Source organism: Aeromonas rivipollensis, assembly GCF_037811135.1.
GTDB classification, from domain to species: Bacteria; Pseudomonadota; Gammaproteobacteria; order Enterobacterales; family Aeromonadaceae; genus Aeromonas; species Aeromonas rivipollensis.
In genome coordinates, this window is the sequence record NZ_CP149130.1 from 1,532,496 (window position 1) to 1,550,787 (window position 18,292).

At 61.1% G+C, this 18,292-nt stretch carries 12 protein-coding genes and 1 tRNA gene; 7 read left to right on the forward strand and 6 right to left on the reverse strand.

All coding sequences use genetic code 11. The annotated features are described in order from the left end of the window. Nucleotides 1-186: 186 nt before the first annotated feature. Complete coding sequence (locus WIR04_RS07025; RefSeq protein ID WP_338891519.1) at nucleotides 187-1,182, forward strand: sulfate ABC transporter substrate-binding protein; 996 nt, start codon at nucleotides 187-189, stop codon at nucleotides 1,180-1,182. Nucleotides 1,183-1,428: 246 nt separating this feature from the next. Here WIR04_RS07025 and WIR04_RS07030 read toward each other — a convergent pair. Continuing rightward, nucleotides 1,429-1,504, reverse strand: a tRNA-Thr gene (locus WIR04_RS07030). 86 nt (nucleotides 1,505-1,590) lie between these two features. Beyond that, the gene (locus tag WIR04_RS07035) at nucleotides 1,591-2,331 is read right to left on the reverse strand and encodes a phosphatase (RefSeq protein WP_338891521.1); all 741 of its coding nucleotides are present in this window, start codon (nucleotides 2,329-2,331) and stop codon (nucleotides 1,591-1,593) included. A 463-nt stretch (nucleotides 2,332-2,794) separates the two neighbouring features. On the opposite strand from WIR04_RS07035, the gene WIR04_RS07040 reads away from it, so the two are divergent. The 4 genes from WIR04_RS07040 (at nucleotide 2,795) to WIR04_RS07055 (ending at nucleotide 10,095) form a co-directional block, all read left to right on the forward strand. After that, nucleotides 2,795-3,448, forward strand: coding sequence for a TetR/AcrR family transcriptional regulator (locus WIR04_RS07040; RefSeq protein WP_307764334.1), 654 nt, complete (start codon nucleotides 2,795-2,797; stop codon nucleotides 3,446-3,448). 47 nt (nucleotides 3,449-3,495) lie between these two features. Next, on the forward strand, nucleotides 3,496-5,820 hold the full coding sequence (locus WIR04_RS07045) for an acyl-CoA dehydrogenase (RefSeq protein WP_106886327.1): 2,325 nt from the start codon (nucleotides 3,496-3,498) through the stop codon (nucleotides 5,818-5,820). A gap of 163 nt (nucleotides 5,821-5,983) precedes the next feature. Beyond that, entirely contained in the window at nucleotides 5,984-9,046 is a 3,063-nt protein-coding gene (locus WIR04_RS07050) for an efflux RND transporter permease subunit (RefSeq protein ID WP_338891524.1), read from the forward strand. Between the two features lie 14 nt (nucleotides 9,047-9,060). Further along, nucleotides 9,061-10,095, forward strand: coding sequence for an efflux RND transporter periplasmic adaptor subunit (locus WIR04_RS07055; protein ID WP_338891525.1), 1,035 nt, complete (start codon nucleotides 9,061-9,063; stop codon nucleotides 10,093-10,095). A 66-nt stretch (nucleotides 10,096-10,161) separates the two neighbouring features. On the opposite strand, the gene pyk is transcribed toward WIR04_RS07055, so the two are convergent. Then, entirely contained in the window at nucleotides 10,162-11,601 is a 1,440-nt protein-coding gene (gene pyk, locus WIR04_RS07060) for a pyruvate kinase (protein WP_025327578.1), read from the reverse strand. A gap of 161 nt (nucleotides 11,602-11,762) precedes the next feature. Continuing rightward, nucleotides 11,763-12,620, reverse strand: coding sequence for a MurR/RpiR family transcriptional regulator (locus tag WIR04_RS07065; RefSeq protein ID WP_041204309.1), 858 nt, complete (start codon nucleotides 12,618-12,620; stop codon nucleotides 11,763-11,765). Between the two features lie 345 nt (nucleotides 12,621-12,965). Between WIR04_RS07065 and glk the strand changes: the two genes are divergently transcribed. After that, nucleotides 12,966-13,934 carry a glucokinase gene (glk, locus tag WIR04_RS07070; protein ID WP_338891529.1) on the forward strand — a complete coding sequence of 323 codons (969 nt, stop codon included), beginning with the start codon at nucleotides 12,966-12,968 and terminating at the stop codon, nucleotides 13,932-13,934. Between the two features lie 388 nt (nucleotides 13,935-14,322). On the opposite strand, the gene WIR04_RS07075 is transcribed toward glk, so the two are convergent. Next, nucleotides 14,323-15,705 (reverse strand): ATP-binding protein, encoded by a 1,383-nt coding sequence (locus tag WIR04_RS07075; RefSeq protein ID WP_307764339.1) that lies wholly within the window; start codon nucleotides 15,703-15,705, stop codon nucleotides 14,323-14,325. Then, nucleotides 15,705-16,379, reverse strand: coding sequence for a response regulator (locus WIR04_RS07080; RefSeq protein ID WP_025327574.1), 675 nt, complete (start codon nucleotides 16,377-16,379; stop codon nucleotides 15,705-15,707). The genes WIR04_RS07075 and WIR04_RS07080 overlap by 1 nt, the downstream gene beginning before the upstream one ends. Nucleotides 16,380-17,229: 850 nt before the next feature. On the opposite strand from WIR04_RS07080, the gene rfbB reads away from it, so the two are divergent. Next, complete coding sequence (gene rfbB / locus WIR04_RS07085; RefSeq protein WP_338891532.1) at nucleotides 17,230-18,285, forward strand: dTDP-glucose 4,6-dehydratase; 1,056 nt, start codon at nucleotides 17,230-17,232, stop codon at nucleotides 18,283-18,285. Nucleotides 18,286-18,292 lie beyond the last annotated feature (7 nt).

Below are 18,292 nucleotides of genomic sequence, written 5' to 3' on the forward strand. Positions count from 1 at the left end.
CAGCCCTTACCGTCATCACCGGCCAGAGAAAACCGGCGACCGGCTCGCAGCCAGCATCCGGTTCGTTCGCTGAGTCCGGCCGAGGGGATGCTATTAATCGCATAAGCTACGCACTAATTATTCTTTCAAAGAATAAATGGGGGGATCTTATAGTTGGTCACTCGACTCTCATTCCAAGGACGTGCAATGAAACGACTCGTGCCCGCCACCCTGCTCGCCGCAGGACTGGCCCTGGCCCCGCTGGCCCAGGCCGCCACCCTGCTCAACGCCTCCTACGACGTGATGCGTGACTTCTACAAGGACTACAACGCCGCCTTCCAGAAACACTGGCAGGCGGAAGGCGGCGAGCCGCTGCAGATCAATATGTCCCACGGCGGCTCGAGCAAGCAGGCGCGGGCAGTCATCGACGGCCTGCCCGCCGATGTCATCACCATGAACATGGCCACCGACATCAATGCCCTGGCCGAGCATGGCGGCCTGGTCCCGAAGGATTGGGCGGCCCGCCTGCCGGACAACAGTGCGCCCTTCACCTCGGCCACGGTATTCATCGTGCGCAAGGGCAACCCCAAGGGGCTGAAGGACTGGCCTGATCTGCTCAAGGAGGGGGTGCAGGTGATAGTGCCCAACCCCAAGACCTCGGGGAACGGCCGCTACACCTACCTGTCGGCCTGGGGCTATGTACTGGAGCAGGGGGGCGACGAGCAGGCGGCCAGGGCGTTTGTCGGCAAGCTGTTCAAGCAAGTCCCCGTGCTCGACACCGGTGGCCGCGCGGCTACCACCACCTTCATCCAGAACCGCATAGGCGATGTGCTGGTCACCTTCGAGAACGAAGCCGAGATGATCGCCCGCGAGTTCGGTCGTGGCAGCTTCGAGGTGGTCTACCCGAGCGTCACCGCCGTGGCCGAGCTCCCGGTAGCCGTGGTCGACAAGGTGGTCGACAAGCAGGGCACCCGCAAGGAGGCCGAGGCCTACCTGACCTACCTGTGGTCTGACGAAGGCCAGCGCATCGCCGCCAACAACTACCTGCGTCCGCGAAGCCCGGCTATCCTCGCCGAATTTGCCGACCGCTTCCCGAATGCCACCTTCCTCAACGTGGTGAAGACCTTTGGCGAGTGGCCTGTTATCCAGAGCACCCACTTCAAGGAGGGCGGGGTGTTCGACCAGATCTATGCCGTGCGGTAAGAGGCACCCGAGCGGCCAAAGCCCGGCCAGGTGCCGCCATCTTGGGGCCATTCGTCTGGGGCTCACGCCTTGACTGCTGAGCCTCCCGGCTGGCGTGTCAGGGGCAGAATGGAAGAGCCGGACATTGCCGGTACTTGAAAGAAATGGGCTGGGCGCTCGCAGGGACAATCAGAGCCCTGGCGGGGGCCCACATCACAAAAAGCACAAAGGGTTAGCGTCTGAATGAAGCTAACCCTTTGTTTTACCTGGTGCCGGAAACAGGAGTCGAACCTGCGACCTTCGCATTACGAATGCGCTGCTCTACCAACTGAGCTACACCGGCTTGTCTCTAGATTCCCGAAAATGTGCTGGCAAGTCAATGAGCCTGGACTGTTTTTATGAGCCTGCTCATGGAGTTACGGGCACACCTCAGAGATCGACGAATTCCGGAATGTGGGCGCGGCCACGGCTCTCGAGAAACGCGAGCAGGGCGCGGGGAGAGCGTGCCAGGATCAGCTCCTCGGGGAAGCCGACCTCTGTCACCAGCCGGTGGCAGTGGTCAAAGTCCCCCAGGCTGAAGGCCACGTGGGAGTCGGAGCCGAAGGTGAGGTAGGCACCCAGATCCCTCGCCGCCTCGACGATGGCGCGGCAGTTGCCTTCACTGCCCGGACGGGAGTGACTGAAGGAGGAGTTGTTGATCTCCAGCGCCACCCGGTATTCGGCGGCGGCCCTGACCACGGCCTGGATGTCGATGGGGAAGGCGGGGTTGCCCGGGTGGCTTATCATGTCGACCCGGCCGCTCTTGATGGCGTTGATCATGGCCTGGGTATGGGTTGCCTGATCGCAGGGGGGGAACACGGGCTCATGGAAGCCGGCCATGATCATGTCGAGGCGCGACTCGTAGCGCTCGGGGAAGTCTATTTCGCCGTCGATGTTCTTGATGTTGGCCTCGATGCCGCGCAGTATGCCGACCCCGTCCACCACCCGCGGCAGGACGTGCAGGTTGACGAAATGCCAGAAGTGGGGCGCATCGGCCATGTCGGGACCGTGATCCGTGGTGGCAAAGAGCTTGATCCCCTTGGCCTTGGCAATGGGCAGGTAATCGTGAATGGTGCTGTAGGCGTGGGTGCTGGCGACGGTGTGCGTGTGGGTATCGACCTGGTACTTCATCTTTTCTCCCCTCTGGCATGAGGCGCCAGCATAGCAAGATTGGCGGAGTCGGGCCATGTGGCGGATTGCCATACTTTGTCACAAATTTCGCCAGGACTGACAAAGTCTGACCATCTTTGTCTGCGAACATAGCCCCATCGATGCAAGCCTGAACTCTCATCGATGAGCCGAAACTGGATGATTTGACTCACTTTTCCCCACCGTCGCCCCTGCGGCGGTTTTTTTTCGCCCGCAATTCTCGCCGCCATCCGGACAAAAAAATGCCCAACTAGCATGACGCAAGTTGGGCGAGACTTAATGTTTAATTGCAGTGGCATAGATATAGAGTCCTGCCTGGCCGCTAAGTTCCCATCTTGTTCCCGCTTTTTTGATTGAAAACATTTCGCCAACACCCGTTCACATTCTCTTGACATGACTGGGCATGAAACGTACTTTTTAAACATTCGTTTAAGTGAGGTGTCCAGTGAGTAAAATCGATACCAAAAACCGTATTCTCGACGCCGCCGAGGTGCTGTTTGCCGAGCGGGGATTCGCCGATACCTCGTTGCGTCTGATCACCAGCGAGGCCGATGTGAACCTGGCCTCGGTCAACTACCACTTCGGCTCCAAAAAGGAGCTGATCCAGGCGGTGCTCGATCGCTACCTGAGTATCTTCATGCCAGCGCTGGATGCGCGCCTACAGACCCTGATGGCGCAAGAGCAGCTGACCCTGCTGCAGGTGTTCGAAAGTTTCGTCGACCCCCTGATGAAGCTGGTGGCGGTGCGGGCCAACGGCCCGGCGCTCTTCATGCAATTGCTGGGGCGCGGCTACATCGACAGCCAGGGCCACCTGCGCCGCTTCATCACCACCCACTACGGGGCGACCCTGCACGGGATCACCCAGGCGATTTCCAAGGCCAACCCGGCCCTGTCACCGGCGGATCTCTTCTGGCGCCTGCACTTCACCCTGGGCACAGTGGTGTTCACCATGGCCTCCGCCGATGCCCTGCGTGACATCGCCCAGGCCGATTTTGGCCAGCAGCTCGATGTGGAAGGGCTGGTGCGCAACGTTATTCCTTATCTGGCGTCCGGTGTCGGGGCGCCCGTGGAGTCGACCAGGCTCTCCCTGGCCGTGTAATACCTAACAATAATCAACGGAAACAGTGAAATAGAAGGAACTTCGGTATGATCACATTGCTTGTCCTGCTGGTGCTGGCGATAGCCGTGGTGCTCGGCGTGCCCGCCATCCGTAAAAAGGTGGTGACCCGTCCTGTGTTCGGCATCTTCAAGAAGATACTGCCGCCCTTGTCGGCCACCGAGCGGGAGGCCATGGAAGCCGGCTCCGTCTGGTGGGATGGCGAGCTGTTTCGCGGCAACCCCGACTGGAAGAAACTGCACGGTTACGGCAAGGCCGAACTGAGCGCCGAGGAGCAGGCCTTCATCGACAATCAGGTCGAGACCCTGCTCGCCATGGTCGACGACTTCAAGATCGTCAACGAAACCAAAGACCTGCCAGAGCCGGTCTGGGACTATCTGAAGAAGGAAGGCTTCTTCTCCCTGATCATCCCGAAATCCTATGGCGGCCGCGAATTCTCGGCCATCGCCAACTCCACCATAGTCACCCGCATTGCCACCAAGAGCCTGAGCGTGGCGGTCACCGTCATGGTGCCGAACTCCCTCGGTCCGGGCGAGCTGCTGATGCACTACGGTACCCAGGCCCAGAAGGATTTCTGGCTGCCGGGGCTGGCCAACGGCAAGGAAGTACCCTGCTTCGCCCTGACCGGGCCGGAAGCGGGCTCCGATGCCGGCGCCATTCCGGACAAGGGGATCGTCTGCAAGGGCATGTACAAGGGTGAAGAGGTGCTGGGTATTCGCCTCAACTGGAACAAGCGCTACATCACCCTGGCCCCCCGTGCCACAGTGCTGGGGCTGGCGTTCAAACTCTATGACCCGGAGAAACTGCTGGGTGACAAGGAAGAGCTCGGCATCACCTGCGCCCTGATCCCCACCAGCCACCCGGGTGTGCGGGTCGGTGATCGCCACTACCCCATGGGGCTGGCGTTCCTGAACGGACCGACCTTCGGCAAGGATGTGTTCATTCCGCTCGACTGGATCATCGGTGGCCCGGATTACGCCGGCCGCGGCTGGCGCATGCTGGTGGAGTGCCTCTCCGCCGGTCGCGGCATCTCGCTGCCTGCCCTTGGCACCGCCTGCGGTCACATGGCGAGTCGCACAGTGGGGGCCTACTCCTACGTGCGCAAGCAGTTCGGCATGTCCATCGGCAAGTTTGAAGGGGTGCAGGAAGCGCTGGCCCGCATCGGCGGCCTCACCTATCAGCTCGAAGGGGCCCGTCGCATGACCGCAGGTTCCCTGGATCTCGGTCAGGCGCCGGCCATCGTCACTGCCATCTCCAAGTACCACATGACCGAAATGGCGCGCCAGATCATGGATGACTCCATGGACATCCACGCAGGTCGCGCCATTCAGCTGGGCCCGAAAAACTACACCGGCTACGCCTACATGGGCATTCCGGTGGCCATCACGGTGGAAGGGGCCAACATCCTGACCCGCAACCTGATGATCTTCGGGCAGGGGGCCACTCGCTGCCACCCTTACGTGTTTGCCGAGCTGGAAGCGGCCGCCGACACCGACGTGGAGCGCGGCCTCGAGAAGTTCGATGCCCTGCTGATGAAACACATCGCCTTCGGTACCGGCAACTTCTTCGGCGCCCTGTTCCAGGGGCTGACCCTGGGTCAGTTCAACAATGCCCCTGTGGCTGGCGAAACCGCCCGCTACTACAAGCAGCTGTCCCGGATGAGTAAAGGGCTGGCCCTGTGCGCCGACGTCTCCATGCTGATGCTGGGTGGCGATCTCAAGCGCAAGGAGATGATCTCCGCCCGTCTTGGCGACGTGCTGAGCCACCTCTACCTGGCCTCCGCCACCCTCAAGCACTACGAGGATCAGGGCCGCATGGTCTCGGATCTGCCGTTCGTGCAGTACGCTGTGGAGCGCAACCTCTACCTCATCGGCAAGGCGTTCGAAGGCTTCTTCCAGAACTTCCCGAACAAGGTGGTGGGCGCCGTGCTCAAACGCGTGGTGTTCCCGTTCGGCGTTGGCTACAAGATGCCGGCAGACGAGCGCTGCCATGCCATCTGTCTGGCCATGATGACCCCGGGCGAGTTCCGCGACCGTCTGACTGCACTCTGCTACGTGGGCAAGGATGACGCTGATCCGGTCGGTCTGATGGAGCGCGCTTTCCAGGCCATGGTGGCGGTGCAGCCCATTGAGAAGAAGCTGGTGCAGGCCCAGAAAGAGGGCAAGCTGCCCCGCAAGATGGCCCTGCCGGAGCTGGTGGCCGCGGCCCTGTCCCAGTCCATCCTCGGCAAGGAGGAGGCCGACAAGCTGCTGGCCGCCGATGCCCTGCGCTACGAGGCGATCCAGGTGGACAACTTCGCCCCTGGCGAGCTGGAAGGGTTGTCTCAGCCGAACCCGGTTGTGCACGCCGCCTGATCCCGAGAGTGAACCGACAACCGGCCCATGTGGCCGGTTTTTTTGTTTGTTAACCAGGCATTTACAACCTCGATTAATTCCAGTTAAATGCAATGGCCCCTCACCCTTGGGGCAGGAAGCAAGGCCAGCGGAATGGCCGATAACAACAACTCAGGAAGAGTGAATGAACCTCGCCAAAACGGCGATCGAACGCCCCATCTGGGTGGCGGTCTCGGTCGTGCTCATTTTTTTGCTGGGCCTGCTCAGCATCCGGGGACTGCCGATCCAGCTGTTTCCCGACATCGATCGTCCTCACCTCAACATCTCGGTGGACTGGCGCTCTGCCTCGCCCCAGGAGATGGAGTCGGAAATCACCGACCCCATCGAGCAGGAGATGCAGGGGGTACAGGGGCTCAAGGCGCTTACCAGCAACAGTTATCCCGGCTTTACCGAAATCGACCTGGAGTTTGCCCTCGGCACCGACATGCAGCGGGCCCAGCTCGACGTCATCTCGCGCCTGAACCGGGTCTCCGGCCTGCCGGACAAGATCGGCGGCCCCTACGTCAACAACTACAGCAGCAACGACACCCTCACCTTCTTCTTCATCCAGCAACTGCCGGGTGCCAAGGGGGCTATCGACGATCATCAGGCGCTGATCGAGGCGAGGGTCAAGCCTGAGCTTGAGCGGATCCCCGGGGTATCGACGGTCGACATCGAGGGGATCAACGAGCGCCAGATCCAGATCCGCTTCGACCCCTATCGCGCCGCCGAACTGGGGGTGGAGATACCCGTGCTCGCCAGCCGGGCAACCACTGGCTGGGACGTGTCGGCCGGCACCCTCGACATAGGACGCTGGGAGTACAAGTTGCGCTTCGCCGGTCGCTACGACGTGGCCACCCTGGGGGACAAGGTGGTGGACTGGCGCGACGGCCTGCCCATCTACCTGCGGGACGTGGCGGAAGTCAGGGTGTCCCGGGAGGAGAACCCGGTGCTGCGCATCCAGAACGGCAACACCGCCATCGCCGCCCAGATCTTCAAGGAGAGCGGGGCCAATGCCCTGGCGGCGCTGGAGGGGATCAAGCTCAAGGTGGAGGAGCTCAACCGCGAGGTGCTGGAGCCGGTCGGGCTGCACATGGAGCAGTCGTTCGACGCCTCCCTCTACATCAACCGGGCGGTGGGCATGGTGACCGCCAACCTGGGGCTGGGGGTGCTGCTCTCCTGCGCCATCCTCTGGGTCTTCCTGCGCCAGCTCAAGGCGACCCTGATGATAGCGATCGCCATCCCCATCAGCATCATGCTCACCTTCTGCCTGCTCAAGGTGATGGGCAGGACGCTGAACATCATCTCCCTGGCGGGGATCGCCTTCGCGGTCGGCATGGTGCTGGATGCCGCCATAGTGGTGCTGGAGAGCATCTACCGGCGCCATGAGCGGGGGGATCTCGGCAAGGCCGAGGCGGCGCTGGAAGGCACCAGCCGGGTGTGGACCGCCCTGGTGGCTTCCACCCTCACCACTGTCGCCATCTTCCTGCCGGTGCTCTTGCTCAACGATGTGGAGGGGCAGCTGTTTGCCGACCTTGCACTCACCATCGCCTGCGCTGTGACCGTCTCCATGGTGGTGGCGGTGACTGTGCTGCCCGCCGTGGCGGCGCGCTGGATGGGGCGCGAGCGGCTGGTCGATCCCTATGACGGACTCTGGCGGCGTACTACCCGCCATGTTATCCGCTGGACCGGCACTGCCCCCCGGCGCTGGACTCTTATCGTCCTGATGATGAGCGGGCCAGTGCTGGCCAGCTGGCTGCTGTTGCCCAAGATGAACTACCTGCCGGACGTGAAGCGTGACGCCATCGATGTGTGGATGAGCTTCACCCCCGGGGTCAACCTCAAGGCCCAGCGGGAGGAGGTGATAGACACGCTCATTGCCAGGCTGGATCCCTACATGAAGGGGGAGAAAGAGCCCGCCCTCAAGAACTACTACATCTTGCGCTACCCGGGCGGTGCCCAGATCGGGGTGCGCCCCAGGGACGAGACCCGGATCAAGGTGCTGGAGCAGCTCCTGATGAAACAGCTGCTGGTGGGCATACCCGATACCCGGGTCTTCGGCGGTCAGGGGTCGCTCTTTGGCGGCTTCGACAGCGAGAACGGCATCTCGCTGCTGATCCAGGGTGGCGAGCTGCCGGCGCTCTATCAGGCGGCCAGGGAGAGCATGGCCATGGTACAGCGCGACTTGCCGGGGGCCCAGATAAGGCCTGAGCCCGGGCTCGACTTCACCGCCCCCGAACTGCGGCTGGTGCCCCAGGACAGGCGTCTGGCCGAGGTGGGTTGGGATCGCAGCCCCTTGCCCGCCATCATCCAGACCTTCGGCGACGGCCTGCGGGTTGGCGAGTATTTCGACGGAGAGGAGCGGCTCGACATCCTGCTGATGGGCCAGGCCTCCGCCAATCCGGACGAGCTGAAGGCGGTGCCACTGGCCACCCCGTCCGGGCGCATCGTCCCCCTCGGCGAGCTGCTGCGGGTGGAGCCCGGCCTCGGGCCTGAGAGCATCTTTCGGGCCGACGGGCGGCGCAGCATCAGCCTGCAGATCACCCCGCCTGAGGGGATGAGCATGGAGCAGGTGCTGGAGACCCTGCAGACCAAGAGCTTTGCCGCCATCCGGCCGCTGCTGCCGGTCGGGGGTGAGCTGCGGGTTGCCGGCAATGCCGACAGCCTGCAGCAGGCGCTGGACAACCTCGGCGGCATCTTCCTGTTCGCCGTGATGATACTGCTCATCTTGCTGTGGGGGGTCTTCGCCTCCCTCAAGGATGCCGTGCTGGTGCTGCTGACCCTGCCGCTCGCTACAGTGGGCGGCGTGCTGGCGCTGCACCTGAGCGGCCTGCTGGTGCCGCTGCCGATGGACCTGCTCACCATCATCGGCTTCGTGATCCTGCTGGGGCTGGTGGTCAACAACGCCATCCTGCTGGTGCACCAGACCCGCATGGCCGAGCGGGAAGGGATGAGCCGCCAGTCGGCGGTGGCCGATGCCCTGCAAAGCCGGATGAGGCCCATCGCCATGACCAGCCTCACCAGCATCTTCGGCATGCTGCCGCTGATGCTGAGCCCGAGCGAGGGCAGCGAAATCTACCGGGGGCTCGCCACCGTCATCGTTGGCGGCATGAGTTGCAGCACCCTGTTTACCCTGATCCTGTTACCCGCCTTCCTGCGGCTGGGTGAGCGGGTCGACGCGCCCCACGCCATCCGGCAGCGGGCCTGAGAAGGAGCCTATCGATGATGCAGATGTTCACAAGGATGATGATGACCCTGGCCCTGCTGGCAGCAGGGCCTGCCGGGGCAAAGGTGGTGACCCTGGCGGAGGTGACCCGGGGGGAGGCGGGGGCCAGCATCTGGGTCAGCGGCACTGTCGCGAGCCGCCAGCAGGCGGCCCTCAGCGCCGAGGTGAGCGGCCGGGTGGAGTGGATAGCCGAGTTTGGCAGCCGGGTGAAGGCGGGAGACGAGCTGCTGCGCCTGGACGCAGCCACTCTGCGCCTCTCCCTCGAGCAGTCCCGGGCCGAGCAGGCGAGGGAGGCGAGCAACCTGCGCTACGCCCGTGCCGAATACCAGCGCCTCGAGCGGCTGCATCAGCAGAAGAGTGCCTCCCAGAGCCAGTACGACAAGGCGCGCTATGACGTGGAGCAGGCCGAGCTGGCCGACCAGCTGGCCCGGGTACAGGTGCGCCAGATCGAGGCGCAGTTGCAAAGGACCCACATCTTCGCCCCCTTCGATGGGGTGGTGAACGAACACTTTATCCAGCCCGGCGAGCACGTGGACGCAGGAGAGCAGGCGCTGGAGCTGGTCAACCCGGAGCAACCGGACATCCGGCTGCGGGCACCCATCGTCTGGGCCAGCCAGCTGGAGGATCAGGCCAGGTTGCGGGTGGAAGGGGAACAGCTCAGCGGCCACGCCGTCTATTACCAGCGTGCGGTGAGCGCCGATCCCAAGTCGCGCCTCATCGAGCTGCGCCTCAGGCCAGAGGCGGGCCGCTTCATCATCGGCTCGCCGGTGCGGGTGGCGCTGCCGCTCGGGGAGCAGCAGACCATGTTGCTGCCGCGGGATGCCCTGGTGCTCGGCACCGAGGGGAGCGTGGTCTATCAGGTGGAGCAGCGCGGCGAGGCGCTGACCGTGAACCGGGTGCCGGTGACGGTGCTGTTCGGTGACAACCGGCAGGTGGCGGTGAGCGGCGCCCTCAAGCTGGGGGACAGGGTGGTGGTGCGCGGCGCCGGCAGCCTGCAGGATGGGGACAAGGTGGAGCTGTTTCGTGGTTGAACCTGGTCTGGCGTCATAAAAAACGGCTCCCGCAGGAGCCGTTTTTGTCGATGTCCAAGCGAGGGATTACTCGACCATCATCACCTTGCAGGTGTTGGTACTGCCCACGGTTTCCATCTTGTCGCCGTGGGTCAGCAGCACCATGTCGCCGCTCTGGACCAGGCCCTTGGCCTTGAGCACGTCGAGCGCTTCGCGGCACACCTCGTAGACCGGCTTGCTCTCGTCGCCGTCGAACAGCACAGGGGTGACACCGCGGTAGAGGTTGGTCCAGGCCAGGGTCTTGTTGTGGGGAGACATGGCGAAGATCGGCAGGCCGGAGCTGATGCGGGACATCAGCAGCGGTGTGGTGCCGGACTCGGTCAGTGCCACTATCGCCTTGACCCCTTCCAGGTGGTTGGCGGCGTACATGGTGGACATGGCCACGGCCTCTTCCACCGAGGTGAAGGTGTAGCTCATGCGGTGGTTGGAGACGTTCAGACTAGGATGCTTCTCGGCACCGACGCAGACGCTGGCCATGGAGGTGACTGTCTCGATGGGGAACTGGCCGGCGGCGGTCTCGGCGGAGAGCATCACCGCATCGGTGCCATCCAGCACGGCGTTGGCCACGTCCATCACCTCGGCACGGGTCGGCAGCGGGGCGTTGATCATGGACTCCATCATCTGGGTCGCGGTGATGACGACGCGGTTCAGGCGACGGGAGTGACGAATGAGCTTCTTCTGCACGCCCACCAGCTCGGGATCGCCGATCTCGACGCCGAGATCGCCACGGGCCACCATGACGGCATCGGAGCCGAGGATGATGTCTTCCATCGCCTCGTCGGTGGCGACGGTTTCGGCGCGCTCGACCTTGGCCACTATCTTGGCGTTGGAGCCGGCTTCGCGGGCCAGTTCGCGGGCATAGCGCAGATCATCGCCGCTGCGGGGGAAGGAGACGGCCAGGTAGTCCACGTTCATGCGGGCGGCGGTCTTGATGTCTTCCTTGTCTTTCTCGGTCAGGGCCGGTGCGGAGAGACCGCCCCCTTTCTTGTTGATGCCCTTGTTGTTGGAGAGAGGCCCGGCCACTGTGACAGTGGTGTGAATGCGGGTGCCTTCGACCTGCTCGACTTTCAGTTGCACGCGGCCATCGTCCAGCAGCAGGATGTCGCCGGCCACCACGTCGTTTGGCAGACTCTTGTAGTCGATGCCGACCTGCTCCTGGCAGCCTTCACCCTTGCCGAGAGCGGCATCGAGAATGAACTTGTCACCGATGGCGAGGTAGATCTTGCCATCCTTGAAGGTGGAAACTCGGATCTTGGGGCCTTGCAGGTCCCCCATGATGGCCACATGGCGGCCCAGCTTGGCGGCGATTTCACGCACCTGGTTGGCGCGCAGGATATGATCTTCAGGAGTGCCGTGAGAGAAGTTCATCCGCACCATGTCGGCACCGGCGCGGATGATCCCCTCGAGGATGCCGTCGCGATCGGTCGCCGGACCGAGTGTGGTTACAATCTTTGTACGTCTTGGCATGAAAGACTCCAATGTGAAGTTGATATGACTTGAAATACTGCCCCGTCAAGCATGTGGCATGGCGCCTGCTTGCAGGCCATCTGGGTGGCCTTGTGTTATTAAATTACGATACTACACCAAGCCAGGTGGCATAGACAGTCGGGGGCGGACCCCCGAATGATTCAGGAATTATGCGGGGTATCAAAGCGGGATTCGCGCAAACCTTCTTTGACTTTCTTCAGGTTTTCGCGAAATTTCATGCCGCGGCGCAGGGTAAAGCCGGTTGCCAGCACGTCCACCAGTGCCAGCTGGGCGATGCGCGACGCCATGGGCATATAGACGTCGGTGTCTTCCGGCACGTCCATTGAGAGCACCAGGTTGCACTCGCGGGCCAGGGGGGAATCCTTGGCGGTCATGCCGATGACGGTGGCATCGTTTTCACGGGCCAGGGCCGCGATTTCCACCAGCGCCTTGGTGCGGCCGGTGTGGGAGATCAGCACCACCACATCCCCTTCGCTGCTGTTGATGCAGCTCATGCGCATCATGACGATGTCGTCGAAGCTCACCACCGGGATGTTGAAGCGGAAGAATTTGTTCTGGGCATCGCGGGCCACGGCGGAAGAGGCTCCCAGGCCGAAGAAGCTGATCTTCTTGGACTGGGTCAGGATATCGACGCAGCGGTTGATGGCGGAGATGTCCAGGCTGTTCTTGGCGGCATCGAGGCAGGCCATGGTGGATTCGAAGATCTTGGCGGTATAGGTGTCGGGCCCGTCTTCCGCTTCCACGTGGCGGTTCACATAGGGGGTGCCGTTGGCCAGGCTCTGGGCCAGGTGCAGCTTGAAGTCGGGGAAGCCCTTGGTGTCGAGACGACGGCAGAAGCGATTGACGGTCGGTTCGCTGACGTCGGCCAGCTTGGCGAGGGTGGCAATGCTGGAGTGAATGGCGGTCTGGGGCGACGCCAGGATCACTTCAGCCACCTTACGCTCTGATTTACTGAAACTTTCCAAATTGTTCGTAATTTTATCGAGGGTATTCATCATTACCACCAGGCATTTTTGTAATTTAACTTCAGTGTCTGTGCACTAAATTCACAGCTCAAGCAGGTTTCCAATCTACTTGATGACTATACAAGACAAGCGCTTATCGGAACTAATCTCGTCCCCACAAAGTATGACTCATGTCTAATTATTTCGTGCTTTTGGTTACAAACTTCCATCCGCCCCTTGAAAACGCTTACAAATGTTGCAAAGCAACAACACTGTGAGCGGGCGCACAGTTGCATTCATCCGACGCGCCGCAAGGGAAGGGGCTCGGGTAGTATTGCAACCAAATAATTATGTCGGGACGGTAAGGGCCGCCCCGAGTCGGTAACGAAGGAGTTTGTTATGCAGCATACCCATGCGCTGGTGGGCGACGTAGGCGGTACCAATGCCCGGCTGGCCCTCTGCGAGCTGGCGACCGGCGCCATTTCCGAGGCAAAGACCTATTCCGGACTGGCCCACCCCAGCCTGGAGGCCGTGGTGCGCCTCTATCTGGAGGAGCATGGCGTCAAGGTGGGCGAGGCCTGCATCGCCATCGCCTGTCCCATCAATGGCGACTGGGTCGCCATGACCAACCACAGTTGGGAGTTCTCCATCCGCGAGATGCAGACCAACCTCGGCCTGGATCGCCTGCAGGTGATCAACGATTTCACCGCCGTCTCCATGGCCGTCCCGGTGCTGGCTGAGGCGGATCGCATCCAGCTCGGCGGCGCCGCGCCCGTGGCCGGCAAGCCCATCGCCATCTATGGCGCAGGCACCGGCCTTGGGGTGGCGCACCTGGTGCAGGCGGGCGAGCAGTGGCTCAGTCTGCCGGGGGAGGGCGGTCACGTGGATTTCGCCGCCAACACGGAAGAGGAGGATGCGGTGCTGCAGGTGATGCGTGGCGAGCTGGGCCATGTGTCGGCGGAGCGTTTCCTCTCGGGCCCGGGACTGGTCAATCTCTATCGCGGCCTGGTCAAATCCGATGGCCGTGAACCCGAGCCCTTTGCCCCGAAAGACATCACCGAGCGGGCGCTGGCGGGTGACTGCCTGGATTGCCGCCGCACCCTGAGCCTGTTCTGCGTGCTCATGGGCCGCTTTGCCGGCAACCTGGCGCTCAACCTGGGAACCTTCGGCGGCGTCTACATCGCCGGCGGCATAGTGCCACGCTTCCAGGAGTTCTTCATCAGCTCCGGCTTTCGGGTCGCCTTTGAGGACAAGGGGCGCTTCAAGCCATATCTGAAGGACATCCCGGTGTTCCTCATTACCCATGAGGGCCCCGGTCTGCTGGGGGCGGGCGCCTATCTGCGCCAGTCCCTCGGGATCCGCCTCTGAGGCGGATAAAGAATGCGCAAATGGTTCAGTCCCGATTCAGTGACCCTGGCGTAGAGTGACATCACGTACTCAAGAGGGCAGGGTTTCACAGGGAATTGGAAGCTGTCTTCATCCGCTGGGTGCGAATTGTCACCTGACAAGCCTGAACTGTTTCACCGGCCCTTGCGGCCGGTTTTTTTTATGTCTGTCCACCTGATGTCGTGGCATTCCCCCCATGAGGGCACCATAGGGGACGCCGTATCCAGGAGGATGTGGCAGGGCCGGTGAACCCTCATAAAGTGGTCTGAGAATGATGGAGGGATCTGGAAGGTGCTGGAGCCAGGCAGGGCAGAGCCTGCATGGAGATAGAGGTAAGGAAGGGCCCATGGCATGGGCCCTTATCGCGGTATCAGGGGAGGGTGATATGGAACCTGGCGCCGCCAAGCGGTGACTCGTCAACCCGGATCTTGCCACCATAGCTGTGCACTATTTCGGTCACTACCGCTAGCCCTATTCCCTGGCCGGGGGAGCTGTCTGCCCGTACACCGCGCTGGAAGATCTGCTGCGATTTGCCGGGGTCTATGCCCGGGCCGTCGTCTTCCACCACGATGAGCAGGCCGCTGCCCTGGCGGTTGACCCGCACCTGGATCTCGCTGATGGCAAACTTGCAGGCGTTGTCGAGCAGGTTGCCCATCAGCTCCATCAGATCGCCCTGTTCACCGTGAAAGAAGACGTCGTCATCAAACTGGAAGCCGGTCTGCAGCTTCTTGTGGCGGTAGACCTTGGTGAGGCTGGCCAGCAGCTTCTCGATGAGGGGCACCGGCTCGGTGCCCTTGCTGGCAAGGCGTTTTCGTCCGGTGACGGCACGGCGCAGCTGGTACTGGATGATCTGATCCATGGTGGTGATCTGCTCACTGATGTTGTCATGGATATCGTGGCCGAGCTTGAGCTCCTGGGCGGTGATCTGGATGAGCGCCAGCCGAGTTTTCAGGCTGTGGGCCAGATCGTTCAGGGCGTGCTGGTACCGCTGGGTCTGCTGGCGTTCGTTCTCCAGCAGCTGGTTGACCGACTCGGTCAGCGGTGTCAGTTCCCGCTCGTAGTCGTTGGAGAGCGACTCCCGGGAGCCTGCGCGGATCTCGTCAATCTGCCGCGCCATGGTGCGCAGGGAGGAGAGACTCCAGAAGCTGGTCAGCAGCAGCAGGGCCCCGAGCAGGCAGTAAGAGAGCAGCGCCTGACGAATGCAGCGGTAGAGATACTCCCTGGTCTGGGCCTGGTAACGCTTGGCGGAATCGACCATGACCACGTAGTAGGTGGTGGGGCCGTCGCCGTGGTTGCGCAGGAAGCGCAGGCTGTAGATGAAGTAGCTTTCACCGTTCTTGATGGTGTGCAGTTTGAAGAAATAGTCCTGATCCAGACCGCCAAGGTATTTCATCAGATCCCGGCAGATGGTCCCCTTCATGGTGATCACCTCGGGCATGTGCAGGCTGGACCAGCTCAGCTCACCGTCGGAGCGGCAGATAAGGGTGTCGAGATTGGGGTCGATGGCATCCGGGGTGATGTTGCCAAGATCCGTAATGGCATGGGGATCGGGCTGCTTGGAGGAGAAGAGCTTGGAGAGATTCTCCTGCATGCGGATGCTGGCCTTCTGCGCCTGCTCCTCGGCGTGGCCAAGATAGAGGATATAGACGGAGAAGGTCATGATGATTGCGATGACCAGCATGGCGCTCAGCATCAGCTTGAGGTGCAGCGAGCGGCGGATCAGTTGCATGGGGTGCAGCATGAAACGGGGCATCAGCTGCAGGAGAGATTGAAGATGTAACCCTGACGGCGGATGGTGGAGATGGGGGCTATGACCCCTTCCGGATCCAGCTTCTTGCGCAGTCGGCTCACCATCACCTCTATGGTGTTCGGATCCCCTTCGCCATCACCATAGAGTTGATCCAGCAACTGCTGCTTGGAAACCACCTGGCGGGCGTTGCGCATCAGGTATTCCAGGATCAGATACTCGAAACTGGTGAGCACAGTGACTTCGCCGGCGACGGTGAGCTCCTTGCGGGAGAGATCCAGCTCGTAGTCACCCGCCTTCACTCTGGGGGAGATGAAACCGGCGCTGCGGCGAACCAGGGCATTGAGGCGGGCGAGCAACTCGTCTTTCTGGAAGGGCTTGACCAGATAGTCGTCGGCGCCGGCCTCCAGACCCTCCACCTTGTCTTGCCAGTTGCCCCGGGCCGTCAGGACTATGATGGGGAAGGGGATCTGCTGTTCGCGCAGCCGGCTGATGAGCTGCAGACCGTCCATGTCCGGCAGGCCCAGATCGATGATGCCCACATCGATGGGGTAGTCGGCCGCATAGTGCAGCGCCACCTGGGCACTGTCCGTGCTGTGAACTTGATTCTGGGCCTCGGTCAACAGCGTGGTGAGGTGATGATTGAGCAGCTTGTCGTCTTCGACCAGTAGGATTTTCATAAGATGCATGATGATAAGGGTCCAGGCTGTCAATTAGAGGGTGTCTAAGGGGGAGAGTCAACGAGGATCCTACATAGCCCCCCTGTATCGGGACTGAATCGTGTCTGCCTTTATTATCATCGCTCCGCCTCACTCCGTGACCAGGCGGATTCATGACCCCTCAACCAAAGCTATCGGCAACCTTGGGCTCACCCAGCACTTCGGTACCAAGGGTTGCGACCGTTCTTATCGCACGGGCCGGGGCTTGACATATATATAGGCGCTCTATCAGGGGCCATGGTGTCGTTGTGGTTACCTCATCTTGACGACCAGACCACTACAGGTGCATAGATTTAACCTTATGAATTAATTTGACTTTCATCTTATTGTCAGAGGTTGGATAACACAGTCTGGCGGGATCTATACATGTCTCCTGAAGCGATCTGGGTGGAAAGTTCGATGAACGGTTTTTATTGAATCCTGGATGGCATGGGGGGTTTCCTGTTGTTTTGACTGTTCATCCTTGGGGCAAACAAGATAGAATCTGGCCCAAAATCGGGTTTGGGGCACTTAACTGCCCAAGATGTGAACAATGGGGCACCAGGAATGCCTGTACGTGCAATGTGATGTAACGCCATTGTTAAACATCAACCAAAACAAGAAGCTGGAGGATATGATGACCAACAGCGCACACAATCAGGTTAAAAGCAGCGTGTTGGGAGCTGTAACTCAAGGGCGGTAGCTAACGCAGTTACCAGAAAAACAGCGTGTTTTGACGGTTTGGTAGCTATTTGTATTAACCGCATTGTCAGTACTGCAGTGCGCGTTTTGTTCCCCGCCATTCACTGGCTTTGCATGAATATCTATTGATATGAAGATTCTTGTTACCGGAGGTGCCGGCTTTATCGGTTCGGCTGTGGTACGCCATATCATTGGTCATACTCAGGATCTCGTCATCAACCTCGATAAACTGACCTATGCAAGCAATCTGGCATCCTTGGCGAATGTGACCGATAGCGAACGCTATGTGTTCGAGCAGGTAGATATCTGCAATCGTGCCGAGCTGGATCGCGTATTTGCTGTGCATCAGCCAGATGCCGTGATGCACTTGGCGGCAGAAAGCCACGTCGATCGCTCCATCACCGGACCTGCCGCTTTCATCGAGACCAACATCGTCGGCACCTATATGTTGCTGGAAGCCGCCCGCGCCTATTGGAGCGGCCTGGATGAGGTGCGCCAGCGCATTTTTCGTTTCCATCATGTCTCCACCGACGAAGTTTATGGGGATCTGCCCCATCCCGATGAGGTGAGTGTTGGCCACCCTCTGTGGAACGAGCCGCTTCCGCTCTTTACCGAGAGAACGCCCTACGCGCCCAGCAGCCCCTATTCTGCTTCCAAGGCATCTAGTGACCATCTGGTGCGCGCCTGGCATCGGACATACGGGCTGCCCATTCTGGTGACCAACTGCTCGAACAATTACGGGCCCTGGCAACATGCGGAAAAACTGATTTCACAAACCATAGCCCACGCCCTCGCGGGCAAGCCGATCCCTCTTTATGGCAAGGGAGATCAGATCCGCGACTGGCTCTATGTGGAAGATCATGTCAGTGCGTTGCTGCTGGTCTTGACCAAAGGGCGGGTGGGAGAGACCTACAACATCGGTGGTCACAACGAAAAGCAAAACCTGGACGTGGTACGTACCGTCTGCGATCTGTTGGACGAAATGGTGCCCAAGGCTGGCTCCTACCGTGACCAGATTTCCTATGTGGAAGATCGCCCAGGCCATGATCGCCGTTATGCCATCGATGCCGGCAAGATGGCCACTGAATTGAAATGGCTGCCGCAGGAGAGTTTTGAGTCAGGATTGTCCAAGACGATAATCTGGCATCTCTCCCAGACAAGCGACGTTGACAGAATTCATCATTGATATATTG

Bases quoted from the DNA above. Each gene is read 5' to 3' on its own strand.
- WIR04_RS07035 (WP_338891521.1), bottom strand. From the start codon at position 2,331: ATGAAGTACCAGGTCGATACCCACACGCACACCGTCGCCAGCACCCAC.
- WIR04_RS07065 (WP_041204309.1), bottom strand. From the start codon at position 12,620: ATGATGAATACCCTCGATAAAATTACGAACAATTTGGAAAGTTTCAGT.
- WIR04_RS07055 (WP_338891525.1), top strand. From the start codon at position 9,061: ATGATGCAGATGTTCACAAGGATGATGATGACCCTGGCCCTGCTGGCA.
- rfbB (WP_338891532.1), top strand. From the start codon at position 17,230: ATGAAGATTCTTGTTACCGGAGGTGCCGGCTTTATCGGTTCGGCTGTG.
- WIR04_RS07075 (WP_307764339.1), bottom strand. From the start codon at position 15,705: ATGCCCCGTTTCATGCTGCACCCCATGCAACTGATCCGCCGCTCGCTG.
- pyk (WP_025327578.1), bottom strand. From the start codon at position 11,601: ATGCCAAGACGTACAAAGATTGTAACCACACTCGGTCCGGCGACCGAT.
- WIR04_RS07050 (WP_338891524.1), top strand. From the start codon at position 5,984: ATGAACCTCGCCAAAACGGCGATCGAACGCCCCATCTGGGTGGCGGTC.
- glk (WP_338891529.1), top strand. From the start codon at position 12,966: ATGCAGCATACCCATGCGCTGGTGGGCGACGTAGGCGGTACCAATGCC.
- WIR04_RS07025 (WP_338891519.1), top strand. From the start codon at position 187: ATGAAACGACTCGTGCCCGCCACCCTGCTCGCCGCAGGACTGGCCCTG.
- WIR04_RS07080 (WP_025327574.1), bottom strand. From the start codon at position 16,379: ATGAAAATCCTACTGGTCGAAGACGACAAGCTGCTCAATCATCACCTC.
- WIR04_RS07045 (WP_106886327.1), top strand. From the start codon at position 3,496: ATGATCACATTGCTTGTCCTGCTGGTGCTGGCGATAGCCGTGGTGCTC.